Here is a 14,277-nt window from a genome sequence, read left to right as displayed (position 1 = left end):
CAAAGCTGAAAATAGCGATGCTTCCGTTCGCCATCTCCGATTGCGCCCACTGCTGATGATGGCGCCAGCGTCCCTGTTTCGCCCCAAGGCCGGGGAATCGGGCCGCCTTGCCGGCAAGGCAGCCCGTCTATCACTGCTCGACGATCTGGATGGGTTGTTGCTGGTAGATGCTCTCCAGCACGCCTTTTTCGAAGACGGTCCAGGGCCAGGGCGCCTTGCTGGCGCGGTAGCGATCGTGGGTCGCCGGATCCTGGGAGAGACCGCGCTGGAACATCACGAAGGCCTTGCGCTGGCCACCGGCGGTGTCGATGAAACCGGCGAGGTTCGAGGTACCTGTGATGGTACCGGTCTTGGCGTGCACCTTGTTCTTCATCATGGGAGCGGTGACGCTGCGTCGCCAGGCCAGGGTGCCGTCCACCTGGGAGCTTGGCAGCAGCTTGATGAAGTCGAGCTCGGCATCGTTCTTCTGGATGAAGTTAAGCACCGACAACATCTGGCGCGCGCTGATGAGATTGTGGGCGGAGAGGCCGGAGCCGTCGGCCAGGGTGGCGTTGCCAAGGTCAATGCCGTGCTTGGTCAGGATGGCGCGTACCGCCATGGTGCCGCTGCGATAGCTACCCGGCTTGTTGTAGTAGTGACGCCCCACGGTTTTGAGGAAGGTATCGGCGTAGAGGTTGTCGGACTTTTTCAACATCTTGGCGAGCATCACCGGCAGGGAGACAGAGTAGTGGGTCGCCAGGGTCTGGGCACCGACAGGGGCCTGATGGGTGACCCGCAGCAGGCCGTCGTGGCTGATCCCGGCGCGGTTCATGGCCCAACGGATGTTGTCCCAGCCCCAGGCCTCCACGTCATGGATGGCAAAGCGCAGCCCTTGTGGCTCCTTGTTCGGGGTGATGCAGCCCTTGAGCTCGTAGAAGTTGCCCTTGGCCATGTCTACTTCCAGAGCGCAGAACTGACGCGCCATGTCGCCATAGCTCATCACCTCCACGTTGTCGGCGCCGATGCCGATGGGCACGCCGGTGGCCACGTTGCCCACCGCAGGCTTGCCAATCTGGGTGGCGGTGATGGTGCCGTAGGCGCAGTTCTTGTCGATGATGACCGAGGAGACGGGAGCGGCGAAGCAGAGGGTCTGATCCCCCCAGGACCAGCCGTTGCCACGCTCATAGCCGTTGTAGGCACCGGTGTTGACATAGACGTTGCCCTGAATGCGGGTGACGCCCAACTGTTTGAACAGGGCAACCAGATCCATGCGCGATAGGGTCGGGTCGCCGACGAAGTTGATCCAGATGTCGCCGTTGATGGTGGTGCCCTGTTTGGCGCCGGGCTGGGCCTGGATGTCGGTGGCGAAGCGGAAGTCGGCACCGAGTTCGAGGCGTGCAGCGAGCGCGGTGAGCACCTTCATGGTGGAGGCGGGGGCTATCATGTCATCGGCGTGACGGGCAAATTCCACCCCGTTGTTGCCCTGTACGATGACGGCGTACTGGCCCCCCTTGGGCGGGGTCAGCGGGGCGGCGTGGACCGCCAGAGAAAAGAGAGCACAAAAACCAATCAACAGCCGCTGCATAGGATCCTCTAACTGAACGAAAGGGCGGCATCAGAAACCGCCCCGATAATCAAACCGGGTGACTGCCGGGTATCGCCTGCCATGGGGTCAGGCCGGGGCGTTGGCAGTCCGGTAACGCCCCTCGTAATCGAATATTTTTTCCTTCACCTGCCAGAAGCGTCCCGACTTGCGGGCGATGACGAAATCCGGGTGACGGAACTGGTTTGCCGCGAGCATCACGCTCGCCAGGGTCGTGAATTCGGGCTCCAGGCCCGGGGCGGGCCAATGATGACGCACAAAGCGTTGTTGAAACAAGCGCTGTGCACCCCGGGAGTGAAAGGGGAAGTACTCTGTCAGGGTCAGGCCATCCTCGTCGTGGTAGGTCACCCCCAGCCGCTCCCCCTGCTTGCCGCGCCCGGCACTCAGGGTCAAACCGGCGCAGCGGATCACCATGCAGTCCTTGAGATTGAGGGCTTCCTTGAGCTTGTCGTCAGGGTCCACCAGCAGCTGGTCACAGCTTTGGCAGCGACGGGCGGCGATGTCGTTTTCAGCGCCGCAACCGGGGCAGATCTTGGCGCGAAAGCGGTAGTCGCACTCCTCGCGGTTGCCCTCGTCATCTTCAAACAGTCCCTGACAGCGGCGGCCGTAGTGTTCGACCACCTTGCCATCCTCGTCGGTCTTGCCCCAGAAGGTGTTGGCAAAGCCGCAGGCGGGGCAGGGCACCTGAACCGGCTCGGTGCCGGCGTGGGGCCTGGGCTCCCCCACTTCGGGGGCAAACAGGTTGAAGTTGTTGCCTGCGTAGTCGAGCACCAGGCAATCGCTCTTGCCGGGTGAGAGGCGCAGGCCCCGTCCCACAATCTGCTGATAGAGCGACACCGATTCGGTGGGACGCAGCATCACGATAAGGTCGACGTGGGGGGCATCAAAACCGGTGGTGAGCACCGCTACGTTGACCAGAAACTTGAGCTCGCGCGCCTTGAAGGCACTGATTAGAGCGTCGCGCTCCGGTCCCGGCGTCTCGCCGGTGACGAGGGCGGCCTGCTGGCCTCTGGCACCGAGCAGGCCATGAATTTCCCGGGCATGCTCGACGGTGGCGGCGAAGATCATCACCCCCTGCCGGTCGGCCGCATACTCCAGCACCTGGCTCAGGATATGGGGGGTGACCCGCTCCTGGCGCTTGATCTCGCCGTTGAGCTGCGCCTCGCTGAACAGGCCGTTCTCCCGCGGCACCAGCTTGCTGAAGTCGTAGTGGACGATGGGGGCGTCCACCAGGCGCGGCGGGGTCAGATAGCCGTTTTTCACCATGAAGCGCAGGGGCAGTTCGAACACGCAGTCACCGAACAGCCGCTCGCCGTGGCTCTTGACCATGCCGTGGTAGTGGCGCCGGTAGATCCAGCCCAGCCCCAGCCGATAGGGGGTGGCGGTGAGCCCGAGGATCTTGAGGGCAGGGTTGGCGGCCTTGAGATGCTCGATCACCTGGTGGTATTGGCTGTCGTCATCGAGCGAGACCCGGTGGCACTCGTCGATGATGAGCAGCGAAAACGCCCCGTCGAAGGCATCCAGATTGCGCGCCACCGACTGCACCGAGCCAAACACCACCTGGGCGCTCGCCTCCTTGCGATCCAGCCCGGCGGCGAAGATGTCGGCCTTGAGCCCCCACGCCTCGTACTTGGCGTGGTTCTGCTCCACCAGCTCCTTGACGTGGGCCAGCACCAGCACCCGGCCGCGCGCCTTGCGGGCCAGTTCGGCGATCACCAGACTCTTGCCGGCCCCGGTGGGCAGTACCACCACTGCGGGATCCGGGTGTTTGCGAAAGTGGCTGATGACGGCGTTGACGGCGTCGGTTTGATAGGGTCTGAGAACGAACATGGGGAACGGCTGTGGCGCAAGGTGGCGCCATTATAAGGATCTTGCGGGGAAAATGCAGTGAGGGGGCTCGCGCTGACTGGAAGCGGGCCGGCAGGATGCCGGCCCGTGCAGGTCAGGGACCTCAGTGGAAGGGGAACAGGTAGTTGAGCCAGCTACCCATGCGCATCAGGATCTTGCGCATGATGGCCACGTGGTGGAAGTGCTCGGTATAGATGGCGGCCTGACCGCTGGAACCCGCGATCACCTGGTAGTTTGCCCACTCGGGATCGGTGATCTCGAGCACGATGGGCAGGCGACCCGGTACCTGGGCCGAGGTCTGATCGATAAGACCCGCCTGTGCCTGGATATTGCCCGGTGCCATGGCCGGGATAACGGACTGCACCTTGGCCTTGAAGATGCGACCCGGGATGCCGTCGAGCACGACTTCGGCCTCGTCACCCGCCTTGAGCCGCTGCATGCTGTTCTGCCAGAACCAGCCGACATAGGCATTGGCATCTTCATGAATGAAGGTCATCACGGGGCGGAACATGAAGGGGGCGGCAATCATGCCCGGGCGCAATGCCAGTTGTACGACATGACCGTCACTCGGGGCGTAGACCACGGTCTGCTCCAGATCGTACTTGGCGATGTTGAGCTGGGCACCCAGGTCATTGAGGGTCGCTTTCTGCTGATCAATTTGGGCGACGATGTCATCCACGTTGGCCTGGGTGACGTCGAGGTCGCGCTGTTTACCGATGCCCCGTCGCATCAGCTCCTGGGCGCGATCCCTGTCCAGGCTGGCGGATCGCAGGCGGGCGTCCAGAGCCTTCAGAAAATCGGTGTTGGAGGCGAGGCGCGCCGTCAGGCTGGCGACCTTCTCCTGGAAGGGCTCAGCGTCGATGCGAAACAGCACATCCCCTTTCTTGACCGGCTGGTTGGGCTTGACCGGGACGTCGGTGACACGCCCCTTGACCAGGGGCACGACCGGGGTGGAGACATAATAGTTGCGAGCCAGCTCGGAATAGGGGGGGTTGTAGTTCATCAGCATGATGAGTGTGCCGATGATGATGACGCCACCCAGTACGGCGGTCGGCACGGTCCACTTGTTGAGCGGGATCTTGAAGATCTTGAAAATACCTATGCAGAGGGCTGTATAGGTGAGAATAAGTAGCAGGTCCATGGGGCGTTACCTATTTGTCGGTCTGTTCGAGCGTGGTCATGCGAGCCTGCAGTGCTGCCAGCTCCTCTTTGAGTGCGCTGATCTCTGTCTCGTCATGTTGTAGGCGTTGCGAGAAGCCCCAGCCGCGATCGGGGCGATAAATCGTGGCCCAGATCCAGAGGAAGGGCCAGAGCACGTGCAGGGTGAACAGGCTGACCCAGCCTGCCACGTGAATGGCGTCCTGGTGGGGGTGATTACGGTGCTTGGCAATTTCATATGGAATATCGTGAATGACGATAATGCCATCTTAAATGCGAAAGGGGACTCCCTCCGACGTAGGTGGGAGGGGAATTTCGCCGGGGCGTCAGCCCCGCTGGTTTTGAATGTATTGCTTGATCACCTCCAACGGTGCTCCGCCGCAAGAGCCCGCAAAGTAAGAGCGTGACCAGAGTACGGGTTTGCTGTAAGCACCTCTCAAGTCCAGAAATTCATTACGCAGTCGCCTTGATGTGACCGCCTTTAACGAGTTCACCAGTACCGATAACTGCACCGTTGGCGCGTACTCTATCAGCATGTGAACATGATCAGCCTCTCCGTCACACTCTTTCAGTTCCGCACCAAAATCTCTGCAAACCTCTGCCGCACACTGACCGAAGGAAGCGTGATGCAGATCCCCCAATATCGGCTTTCGATACTTGGTGATAAACACCAAATGTACGTGCAAAGCGTAGGCCGCATGGCGTGATTTATTAATTTTAGTGAATTGCATTCTGTCACTCAATCGGGCTTAATAGATATGGCGATAATGCTACACACTGAGCGCTAAATGCAAATTCTGAAAGCCTACAAATTCCGACTCGAACCGACCGAACAACAAGCGCAACGCCTGCGCCAGTTGGGCGGTTGTGCTCGTTATGTCTGGAATCACGGGCTGGCAGAAACCAAACGCATTCTGGATGCTGGCGAAAAACTGCCTTCTGCCTTTGAGCTGAACAGGATGCTCACCAGTTGGAAGAAAGACCCAGAAATGGCCTTTCTGGCCGAGGCATATACCGACAACCTCCAGCAGAAGCTCAAGGATTTGCATGGCGCGTGGATGCGCTGCTTTGATAAGAAACTCGCCGCCAAGGCACCCGTATTCAAGAAAAAAAGCGACAACCGCGACGCTATCCGGTTCGTCAACTTCGACAAGTATTGCCGCCTTGAAAAGGGTCGAGTGAAGCTGCCTGCCGGGCTGGCGTGGGTCAAGTTCCGTCAGTCCCAGCCAGTTGAAGGGAAAATTAAAAACGCGACCGTCAGCCAAGCAGCCGGGCACTGGTATATCTCCTTTCAGGTCGAGCAGGAGACGCTTGAGCCAATTCACCCCTCCGGCTCAATGGTCGGGCTGGATGCGGGGATCGCCAAGCTCGCAACCCTGTCAGACGGCACGGTGTTTGAGCCCGTCAACAGCTTCAAAACCAATCAGACCAAGCTGGCAAGGCTCCAACGCCAGTTGAGCAAAAAGGTAAAGTTCAGCAGCAACTGGAAGAAACAAAAAGCCAAGATCCAGCGGCTGCACTCACATATCGCCAATACCCGCCGCGATTACCTTCACAAGGTCACAACGACTATCAGCAAAAACCACGCGATGATCGTCATTGAGGATTTGAAGGTTGCCAGCATGTCAAAATCAGCAGCGGGCACGACCAGCCAGCCGGGGCGCAACGTCCGGGCAAAATCAGGGCTGAATCGTTCGATATTAGATCAGGGCTGGTTTGAGCTGCGCCGCCAGCTCGAATATAAGCAGGCATGGCGAGGCGGTCAGGTGTTGGCGATAAACCCGGCCTACACGAGCCAGCAGTGCGCCTGTTGTGGGCATACTGCGAAGGATAACCGCCAGACGCAAAGCCAGTTTAAATGCGCTGCGTGTGGTTATGAGGCGAACGCCGATGTGAACGGCGCTCGCAATATTTTAGCGGCGGGACACGCCGTTTTAGCCTGTGGAGGCGTGGTGCAATCAGGCCGCCCGATGAAGCAGGAACCCGGTACTGCGCGAGCAGCTATCACCCAGTAATGGGAATCCCCCTCCTGTGACGCGAAGCGCTAAGGTGGGGGAGGATGTCAAAGAACATGACCAAGACGACAAACACCAGGATCCCCAGGGCAATGTAGTCAAGTACCATCGATTTCTCCCGTCTGAGTCGCTAACAATGCTTCGATTGTCGAGTCGAGGCTTCGGCAATAATGACAGCATATGCCGTCGGTGCAAGTCTGCAATCGGAGAGTTGGTGTGGCGGTACAGGCATGGTTCATCGGTTGCTCATTTAACACACAAAATTGATTTGGTTAGATAAAATCAAGCAGCAATGGATGCCCGGGCAAGGTGAGAGGTGAACCTGATGAACGAATGGTGCAGTGGCAAAGGATGGCGGCTTGGCCTGTTGCTGATCTGCCTGTTGTGGTCCCGCCTCGGCTGGACCGCCGAACCCAGAATGGAGCCCAATGAGCAGGAGTTGGCACAGACCCTGGTCCTGCTTCATGAACCCATCGTCATGCTGACGGCTAAATATGGCAACCTGGATGGGGCGGCCAGGGTACGGCTGGCCCATGAGCGAGTTCAGTGGATGGAGCCAAGCGACCTCATGACGCCTGTGGCCGTGACGAAAGGCAGTCGACACGGCCAGGAGAGCCGGGAGTTTCTGGTCAATGGCAAGCGCATTCTGGTGCTGCTGGAAGGGGACCTTGATGAATTCGACGAGCTGACCCTGGATCAGGCGGCCGAACGTGTCCTGCATCGGCTCGACGGCGTGCGCATCAAGTATCTCGAGCTGCACTCGACCCCCTATTTGCTCAGAGCCGTCGGCTTGGCGGTGGTGGTCAGCCTGATCTTCTTCGGCCTCATCTGGCTGTTGCAGCGGGGGCATCGGCGAGTCAGAAAGTGGCTGGCCAACCGCCTGTTGCTGCAGAAGGGGCTGGTCCCCCACTCCTGGCGCCAGGTCACCGGGAATGTCGAGGTCCGCTTGCTCGGCCTCATCACGCTGCTGCTCATCTTCATGCTCACCTATGGCTGGCTGACCTATGTGCTCGGCCTGTTCCCCCAGACCCGGGCCTGGAGCTATCAGCTTGGGGAATCCCTGTTTGCCCTGTGTGGCGACATGCTGGAGGGCATGATTGCCGCCATGCCCGGTCTGGTAACCGTGTTGCTTATCGTGGTCATCACCCGTTTCTTCATCAAGATGCTGGCCATCCTCTTCGACCGCATCGAGCGTGGCCAGTTTCGGGTGCAGGGTTTGCACGCCGAGACCATAGGCGCCACCCGGCGACTGCTGTCAGTGGTGATCTGGCTGTTTGCCCTGACCGTGGCCTACCCCTATCTGCCGGGTGCGGATTCCGATGCCTTCAAGGGGATCAGCGTCTTCTTCGGTCTGATGGTGACACTGGGATCGGCCGGTATCATGAACCATGCCATGAGCGGCCTGGTGCTCATTTACTCCCGCGCACTGCGGCCAGGGGATCTGGTGCAGATCGGCGAGGTGGAGGGGATGGTGAGCGAGCTCAATGCCCTCTCGACCAAGCTGGTGACGCGCCAGGATCACGAGGTCACGCTGCCCAATGCAGTGGTGGTGGGGGGCAAGGTGGTGAACCTGACACGGCTGGCGGGCGAGAAGGGGGTGGCCCTGTTGACCAAGGTGACCATCGGTTATGACACCCCCTGGCGTCAGGTACATGCCATGCTGGAGCTGGCCGCGCGGCGCTGCACCCGGCTCAATCAGGATGAAGCTCCCCTGGTGCGGCAGTTGCATCTGCAGGATTGGTATGTGGAGTACGAGTTGCAGGTGAGGATGAAGGCAAGCGAACTCCCTGCGGTGGTCAAGACGGAGCTTCATGGCCATATTCAGGATGTCTTCAACGAGTTCGGGGTGCAGATCATGTCCCCCAACTTCATTGCCCAGCCGGAACAGGCTGTGCTGGTGGCCAGGGAGCAGTGGTATCAGGCGCCGGCCCGGGCGCCCGATTCCGCCGAGCCCCCCGCCAGAGAGTGACCACAAAAAGCAGAGGCCCGGCAGCAATGCCGGGCCTCTTGTCATGAAGAGAAGCTGATGCCTCAGCTCTCCTTGGCCTCTCTCAGTTGGGAGGGCCTGAATTTTACCAGGAAGGCGAGGGTGATGAGGGCGGTGCTCACCAGACCGATGATGGTGGAAACATTCATCTCGAGGCCGAAACCGATGGGGGCGTTGGCCAGGTAGGTGATGACCACTGCGGTCATGAAGATGGCGGGAATGGTGCATACCCAGTGCAGCTTGCCTTCCTTGATGAGGTAGGCGGCCGCAGCCCACAGCATGATGACGGCGGTGGTCTGGTTGGCCCAGCCGAAGTAGCGCCAGATCACCCCGAACTCTGCCTTGGAGATGATGAAGCCAAGGATGAACATGGGGATGGCGATGAGCAGACGCTTGGCCATGGGCTTCTGGGTCAGGTTCAGGAAGTCCGCCACGATGAGGCGGGCGCTGCGAAACGCGGTGTCACCGGAGGTGATGGGCAGGATCACCACGCCGAGGATCGCCAGGATGCCGCCCACGGTACCGAGCAGGCTGGTGGAGACTTCGTGCACCACGGCAGAGGGGCCGCCGCTGGCCAGGGTGGCGTTGAGTGCCTCGGTGCTGTCGTAGAAGGAGAGACCCAGGGTGCACCAGATGAGGGCGATGATGCCTTCCCCAATCATGGCCCCGTAGAAGATGAAGCGGCCGGAGCTCTCGTTCTGCATGCAGCGCGCCATCAGCGGGGACTGGGTGGCGTGGAAACCGGAGACCGCACCACAGGCGATGGTGATGAACAGCAGCGGCCAGAGCGGCAGATCCGTCGGGTGCAGGTTGGAGAAGTCCATCCCGGTGTTGTAGAAGCCCTTGCCGGAGACGATGAGGCCGATGATGAGGCCGACCGACATGAAGACCAGCAGCGCACCGAAGATGGGGTAGAAGCGGCCGATGATCTTGTCGATGGGGACGATGGTCGCGAGGATGTAGTAGGCGAAGATGGCCGCAATCCAGTAGACCAGATCGGTGGAGGTGAGGTTGGCGAGCAGGCCCGCCGGGCTCAGGACGAAGACCACGCCCACCAGCATCAGGAGCACCACGGCAAAGAGGTTCATGAAGTGCTTGGCGGCGGTGCCCAGGTGCTCACCGACCACGGTCGGCACCGAGGCGCCCCTGGCGCGTACCGACAGCATGCCGGAGAAATAGTCGTGGACCGCACCGGCGAAGATGCAGCCAAAGACGATCCAGAGCATGGCGACCGGACCATAGAGGGCACCCAGGATGGGGCCGAAGATGGGGCCGACGCCGGCGATGTTGAGCAGTTGAACCAGGTAGACCTTCTTGTCCGACATGGGGACATAGTCCACCCCGTCCGCCATGGTGATGGCGGGGGTCTTCAACTCGGGTTTGGGCCCGAATATCCGTTCGATGAATTTGCCGTATATGAAGTAGCCGGCTATCAACAAGCCGACACAGAGGAAGAACCAGATCATTGCTACGCTCCTGCTTTGTTATTTTTTGGTGTGCGCAGCCAGTGTAGGTGGGGACTTCTGTTAACGGCAGGTGAAAGGGGGTGAGCGGCGACATGGCGACCCGAGTGGTTGCCCGCTGTGATCCGGCGCACATCGCACCCCGCTTTATTCCAGTCCCAGCTCGTCTTTTAGCTCCTTGAGGTAGCGGCGGCTGACCGGTACCCGGGCCCCGCTCGGGGTCACGATCTCCGCCAGTTGATTCTCCAGCAAACGGATTTCGAAGATGGCGGCCGGGGCCACCAGATACTGGCGGTGACAGCGCAGCAGCGGGGTCTTCTCCTCGAGGGACTTGAGGGTGAGCTGGGTGTGAAACAGCTCGCCCTGGCAGGCGACATGGACGCCGCCGAGATCGGAGAAGGCGTACTCCACCTGGGAGGTTGGGAGCAGCCGCACCCGGTTGTGCAGGTATCCGGGGATATGGTGGATGGTCGGGGCCAGGGTCCCGACCGGTTGCGGGGTGATGTCCTGCCTGAGCCGCGCCAGGGTCTTGGCGAGGCGCGCCGGCTCCACCGGCTTGAGCAGGTAATCGAAGGCGTTCTCCTCGAACGCCTGGATGGCGTACTCGTCAAAGGCGGTGACAAAGACGATGCGGGGCAGGGGATCGAGCATGGCCACCAGCTCCATGCCGCTGAGTTTGGGCATCTGGATATCGAGAAACACCACATCCGGCTTGAGTTGCTGGATGAGGCCGAGCGCCTCGATGGCGTTGCCCGCCATGCCCAGGATCTCGATGTCGGGATCGCTGGCCAGCAGCTCTGCCAGTTCTTCGCGGGCATAGGGCTCGTCATCGACGATCAGGGTGCGGATCATGTCATCTCCTTGGCGGTGGTGCGGGGTTGTCGTGGGAGTGTCAGGGAGACCCGGGTCCATTGCTCCGGCTCCCACTGGACGTCAATGCCATAGCGCTCGCCAAAGGCGCTCTTGAGGCGCTTGTCCACCAGGCTCATCCCCAGACCATCCCCCTGGCCGGATGGCTGCCAGGCCCCGGCGTTGTCTTCGACGCAAAGGGTGATCGCCTCGGGGGTTTCCCTCGCGAAGAGGCGAAGTCGCCCCTCTCCCAGCAGGGAGCAGATGCCGTGCTTGATGGCATTCTCGATGAGGGGCTGCAGGGTGAAGCTCGGCAGTTGCACCTCGGCAAGGTGGGGCGGGATCTCGTTGATGACGGTGAGCCGCTCGCCAAAGCGGGCCTGCTCTATCTCCAGGTAGGAGAGGCAGTGCTCCTGCTCCTCACGCAGCGTGGTCAGGCCGCTCTGGCGCTTGAGGTTGTTGCGAAAGAAGCGGGAGAGGTGCAGCAGCAGCTCCCGTGCCCGTCCCGGATCGCGGCGGGTAATGGCGCTGATGGTGTTGAGGGTGTTGAACAGGAAGTGGGGGTTTATCTGTGCCTGCACCAGCTTGAGCTCGGATTGCACCAGCAGGCGTTGCTGCTGCTCCAGGCGGCCTGCCAGCAGTTGCTGGGACAACAGGTTGGCGATCCCTTCTCCCAGGGTGTGATTGATCTTGAGGAAGAGCCGCTTCTTGGGCTCATAGAGTTTGATGGTGCCGATCACCCCCTCGTCACCCTGCAGGGGGATCACCAGCACGGAGCCGAGCTGGCACTGGGGGGAGATGCTGCAACGATAGGGCTGGCTGTTGCCATCGGCGAACAGCACCTTGTTCTGGGCGATGGCTTGCAGGGTGATCGCCGAGGTGATGGGGGTGCCCGGCTTGTGGTGATCTTCTCCGGTGCCGATGAAGGCGAGGATCTTGTCGGTGTCCGTGATGGCGACGGCGCCGACGCCGGTCTCTTCCTGAACGATATGTGCTATCTTGCCGCTGGCCTCCGGAGTGAACCCCTGGCTCATGATGCCGACGGTACGGTTGGCGATGGTGAGCGCCTTGGCGGAGAAGACCCGGGAGAACTTTTCGTACATCCGCTGCTGGTCGCGGATCATGCTGATGAAGAGCGCCGCCCCGCAGGAGTTGGCGAGGATCATGGGGGTGGCGATGGTGCGCACCAGCAGCAGGGACTTGTCGAAGGGGGTGGCGACCAGCAGGATGATCACCATCTGCATGATCTCGGCCACGAAGGTGGTAAAGAAGGCGACCCTGGGTGCAAAGAGGTCATTGACCCTGCCTGCCCGCATCAGCCGCCAGTGCACCAGCCCCCCCAACAGCCCCTCGCAGGTGGTGGAGATGGCGCAGGCGAGATCGGTGAACCCCCCCAGAGTATAGCGGTGCAGGCCGCCGGTCAGCCCCACCAGGAATCCCACCAGGGGGCCGCCCAGCAGTCCCCCCAGTACGGCACCGACCGCCCGGGTGTTGGCGATGGCGTCATCGATGTCGAGGCCCACATAGGTTCCCAGGATGCAAAAGCAGGAGAAGATGACATAGATGAGCACCTTGTGGGGCAGCCTGACGGAGTAGTTGGCCAGGGGACGCAACAGGGGGCTTTTGGAAAAAAGGTAGGAGATGACCAGGCTGACGCTCATCTGCTGGAGCAGAGAGAGGACTAGTTGCATAAAAAAGCTTCCTCAAACACCACGCCGGAGCCGGGCGTTGTCATGACGCAGGGTGAGCCTGAGCCCGTCTTGATGCGGGCTGCGGGCTGAACGCTGCGGCAGTTTGCCAGAATGGAAAAATAAAACCATATAAAATCAGCACGTTAAATTGATATTTGTGTAATCGATGCCCGCTTGATATTGCTGATGCGAGCATGAAGGTATCCACCGGATACGCCACACGGAGGTGGCATGCTCCGCCCGGCCATCGGCTGGGCGTTTTTTATCCAGCTCCAATGGTGGACGATTTCGAGGGGACCTGAGCAATTATTCAGGTTTGTCCAATGAGTTATCCCCAGCTTCTGGGGATAACTCAGAAGGCGAAATAGTAACAGACCCGCCGACCCAGACCGAAAAAGGCGCGTTGCGCGTCGTCCAGCTCTTCCTGTCTGAGGGTGGCGACGATGCTTCGCGCATCTTCCCGCAGATCGATCATGGCCACCCCTTCCGGCCGCTGCCCCTTGAGGTAGGGCAGCACCTTGGGTCTGAGGGGCATGCTGGGCTCGGTGGAGAGCACCAGGGCCAGGGCATCGTCATCCAGGCGCACCAGGGAACCCGGCGGATAGACCCCCAGCACCTTTATCAGCAACCTGACCTGGGTTTGCTCGAACTTCTTCTGGGAGAGCTTGTAGAGCTGGCCGATCACCTGGCTGGGCCCCGGCGGGTTGAGGCCGCTGCGCGGATGAAGCCGCTCGTCATAGTGATCCACCAGCCCGATGAGTCGGGCGAGGGGGGGGATCTTGTCGCCCTTCAGCCCGAGGGGAAAGCCGCTGCCATCGAGGCGTTCGTGATGCAGGTAGGCGACCTCGCGGATCCTGGGTTCGAAAGCCTGCAACTGGTTGAGCATCTCCAGTCCGTACTGGGGGTGCATGTTGAGGAAATTCTGCTCCGCCTTGCTGAGCTCCCCCCGCTTCTGGATGATCTGGCTCGGGATCTTGAGCTCGCCGATGTCGTGGAGCAGGCCCGCCAGACCGGTCTCCTCGATCTCGACGGGATTCATGCCAAGCTCCCGTGCCATCAGCATGGCGATGAAGGCCACGCTCAGGCTGTGTTGCAGCAGGATATCCGTGTTCTGGCTGCGGATAAGGTGCAGACCGAGCGGCCCCTGGTGTTCTGCCAGACGGGCGGCGGTGCTGCGCACTATCTGTACGGTATTGGCCAAGCCTTCGTCCGGTTTGAGGTTGAGGGCGCCAAGGGCGTCGCGAAGATCTGACAGGGATTGACCGAACGCCTTGTCCGCGATGCGAAGGGAGCGCCTGAACGCCTTTTCGTCGAAGGTGGGGCCCTCAGAAGAGGAGGTGGTATCCCCCGTGTCGCTCATCTCAAGAGAGGGGACGGGTTCGGCCCGCAGCAGGGGCTCGACCGGCAGATCGCTCTTGTCGGGATCCACCATCAGCAGGGTCAGGTCGAGGTGGCGGATGATGTCGAGCTGTTGCTGGTCCTTGATTTTGAAGGCGTTGAACATGAAAGGGTGGCTCGTCCATCCCGTGGGAAGATGGATGTAGTGGCCGACTCTCAACTGCTCGATGGAGGCCTGTATCAGCGCCATGGACTAGCTCTTCTGTCGAATTTGCCTATCAACAAGCTAGCAAAATTAAACAGATAGACAAACAAAAAAGCCCGCGCATGTGCGCAATGCTGTTCA

The 14,277-nt window shown here is 60.7% G+C and carries 11 protein-coding genes; 2 read left to right on the top strand and 9 right to left on the bottom strand.

Features of this window, described 5'->3' with window-relative positions; translation table 11 throughout:
• Positions 1–130: 130 nt before the first annotated feature.
• From dacB to tnpA, 5 genes are all read right to left on the bottom strand, one after another.
• Positions 131–1,564, bottom strand: coding sequence for a D-alanyl-D-alanine carboxypeptidase/D-alanyl-D-alanine-endopeptidase (dacB, locus tag I6L36_RS04695; RefSeq protein WP_216987040.1), 1,434 nt, complete (start codon positions 1,562–1,564; stop codon positions 131–133).
• An 87-nt stretch (positions 1,565–1,651) separates the two neighbouring features.
• Complete coding sequence (locus tag I6L36_RS04690; protein ID WP_053288525.1) at positions 1,652–3,412, bottom strand: DEAD/DEAH box helicase; 1,761 nt, start codon at positions 3,410–3,412, stop codon at positions 1,652–1,654.
• Positions 3,413–3,533: 121 nt separating this feature from the next.
• On the bottom strand, positions 3,534–4,571 hold the full coding sequence (locus I6L36_RS04685; protein WP_053288524.1) for an HlyD family secretion protein: 1,038 nt from the start codon (positions 4,569–4,571) through the stop codon (positions 3,534–3,536).
• Positions 4,572–4,581: 10 nt separating this feature from the next.
• Positions 4,582–4,851, bottom strand: a complete 270-nt coding sequence (locus I6L36_RS04680) for a DUF3302 domain-containing protein (RefSeq protein ID WP_041201542.1) — start codon at positions 4,849–4,851, stop codon at positions 4,582–4,584.
• Between the two features lie 63 nt (positions 4,852–4,914).
• Entirely contained in the window at positions 4,915–5,319 is a 405-nt protein-coding gene (gene tnpA / locus I6L36_RS04675; RefSeq protein WP_021141233.1) for an IS200/IS605-like element ISAs26 family transposase, read from the bottom strand.
• Between the two features lie 57 nt (positions 5,320–5,376).
• On the opposite strand from tnpA, the gene I6L36_RS04670 reads away from it, so the two are divergent.
• On the top strand, positions 5,377–6,603 hold the full coding sequence (locus tag I6L36_RS04670) for an RNA-guided endonuclease TnpB family protein (RefSeq protein WP_021141234.1): 1,227 nt from the start codon (positions 5,377–5,379) through the stop codon (positions 6,601–6,603).
• 325 nt (positions 6,604–6,928) lie between these two features.
• Positions 6,929–8,572: a mechanosensitive ion channel family protein gene (locus I6L36_RS04665; protein ID WP_053288523.1), complete on the top strand. Its 1,644-nt coding sequence runs from the start codon at positions 6,929–6,931 to the stop codon at positions 8,570–8,572.
• Positions 8,573–8,634: 62 nt separating this feature from the next.
• On the opposite strand, the gene I6L36_RS04660 is transcribed toward I6L36_RS04665, so the two are convergent.
• The 4 genes from I6L36_RS04660 to I6L36_RS04645 all read right to left on the bottom strand — a co-directional run bounded on the left by I6L36_RS04660 (position 8,635) and on the right by I6L36_RS04645 (position 14,181).
• Positions 8,635–10,056, bottom strand: a complete 1,422-nt coding sequence (locus tag I6L36_RS04660) for a carbon starvation protein A (protein WP_010674323.1) — start codon at positions 10,054–10,056, stop codon at positions 8,635–8,637.
• Positions 10,057–10,200: 144 nt separating this feature from the next.
• Positions 10,201–10,905, bottom strand: coding sequence for a two-component system response regulator BtsR (gene btsR, locus I6L36_RS04655; protein WP_041215425.1), 705 nt, complete (start codon positions 10,903–10,905; stop codon positions 10,201–10,203).
• Complete coding sequence (locus I6L36_RS04650; RefSeq protein ID WP_216987039.1) at positions 10,902–12,593, bottom strand: sensor histidine kinase; 1,692 nt, start codon at positions 12,591–12,593, stop codon at positions 10,902–10,904. Before I6L36_RS04650 ends, btsR begins: the two co-directional genes overlap by 4 nt.
• Before the next feature lie 352 nt (positions 12,594–12,945).
• Complete coding sequence (locus I6L36_RS04645) at positions 12,946–14,181, bottom strand: HD-GYP domain-containing protein (RefSeq protein WP_109113273.1); 1,236 nt, start codon at positions 14,179–14,181, stop codon at positions 12,946–12,948.
• Positions 14,182–14,277: the final 96 nt, after the last annotated feature.

Origin of the sequence: Aeromonas sp. FDAARGOS 1406, assembly GCF_019048565.1 — a bacterium.
GTDB lineage: Bacteria > Pseudomonadota > Gammaproteobacteria > Enterobacterales > Aeromonadaceae > Aeromonas > Aeromonas caviae.
The sequence above is the reverse complement of the archived record's forward strand: the minus strand, read 5'-3'. Positions and strand labels throughout refer to the sequence as shown.

Coding starts and splice junctions, on each gene's coding strand:
- I6L36_RS04670 (WP_021141234.1), top strand. CDS start 5,377: ATGCAAATTCTGAAAGCCTACAAATTCCGACTCGAACCGACCGAACAA.
- tnpA (WP_021141233.1), bottom strand. CDS start 5,319: ATGCAATTCACTAAAATTAATAAATCACGCCATGCGGCCTACGCTTTG.
- I6L36_RS04645 (WP_109113273.1), bottom strand. CDS start 14,181: ATGGCGCTGATACAGGCCTCCATCGAGCAGTTGAGAGTCGGCCACTAC.
- I6L36_RS04660 (WP_010674323.1), bottom strand. CDS start 10,056: ATGATCTGGTTCTTCCTCTGTGTCGGCTTGTTGATAGCCGGCTACTTC.
- I6L36_RS04665 (WP_053288523.1), top strand. CDS start 6,929: ATGAACGAATGGTGCAGTGGCAAAGGATGGCGGCTTGGCCTGTTGCTG.
- I6L36_RS04685 (WP_053288524.1), bottom strand. CDS start 4,571: ATGGACCTGCTACTTATTCTCACCTATACAGCCCTCTGCATAGGTATT.
- dacB (WP_216987040.1), bottom strand. CDS start 1,564: ATGCAGCGGCTGTTGATTGGTTTTTGTGCTCTCTTTTCTCTGGCGGTC.
- I6L36_RS04650 (WP_216987039.1), bottom strand. CDS start 12,593: ATGCAACTAGTCCTCTCTCTGCTCCAGCAGATGAGCGTCAGCCTGGTC.
- I6L36_RS04690 (WP_053288525.1), bottom strand. CDS start 3,412: ATGTTCGTTCTCAGACCCTATCAAACCGACGCCGTCAACGCCGTCATC.
- btsR (WP_041215425.1), bottom strand. CDS start 10,905: ATGATCCGCACCCTGATCGTCGATGACGAGCCCTATGCCCGCGAAGAA.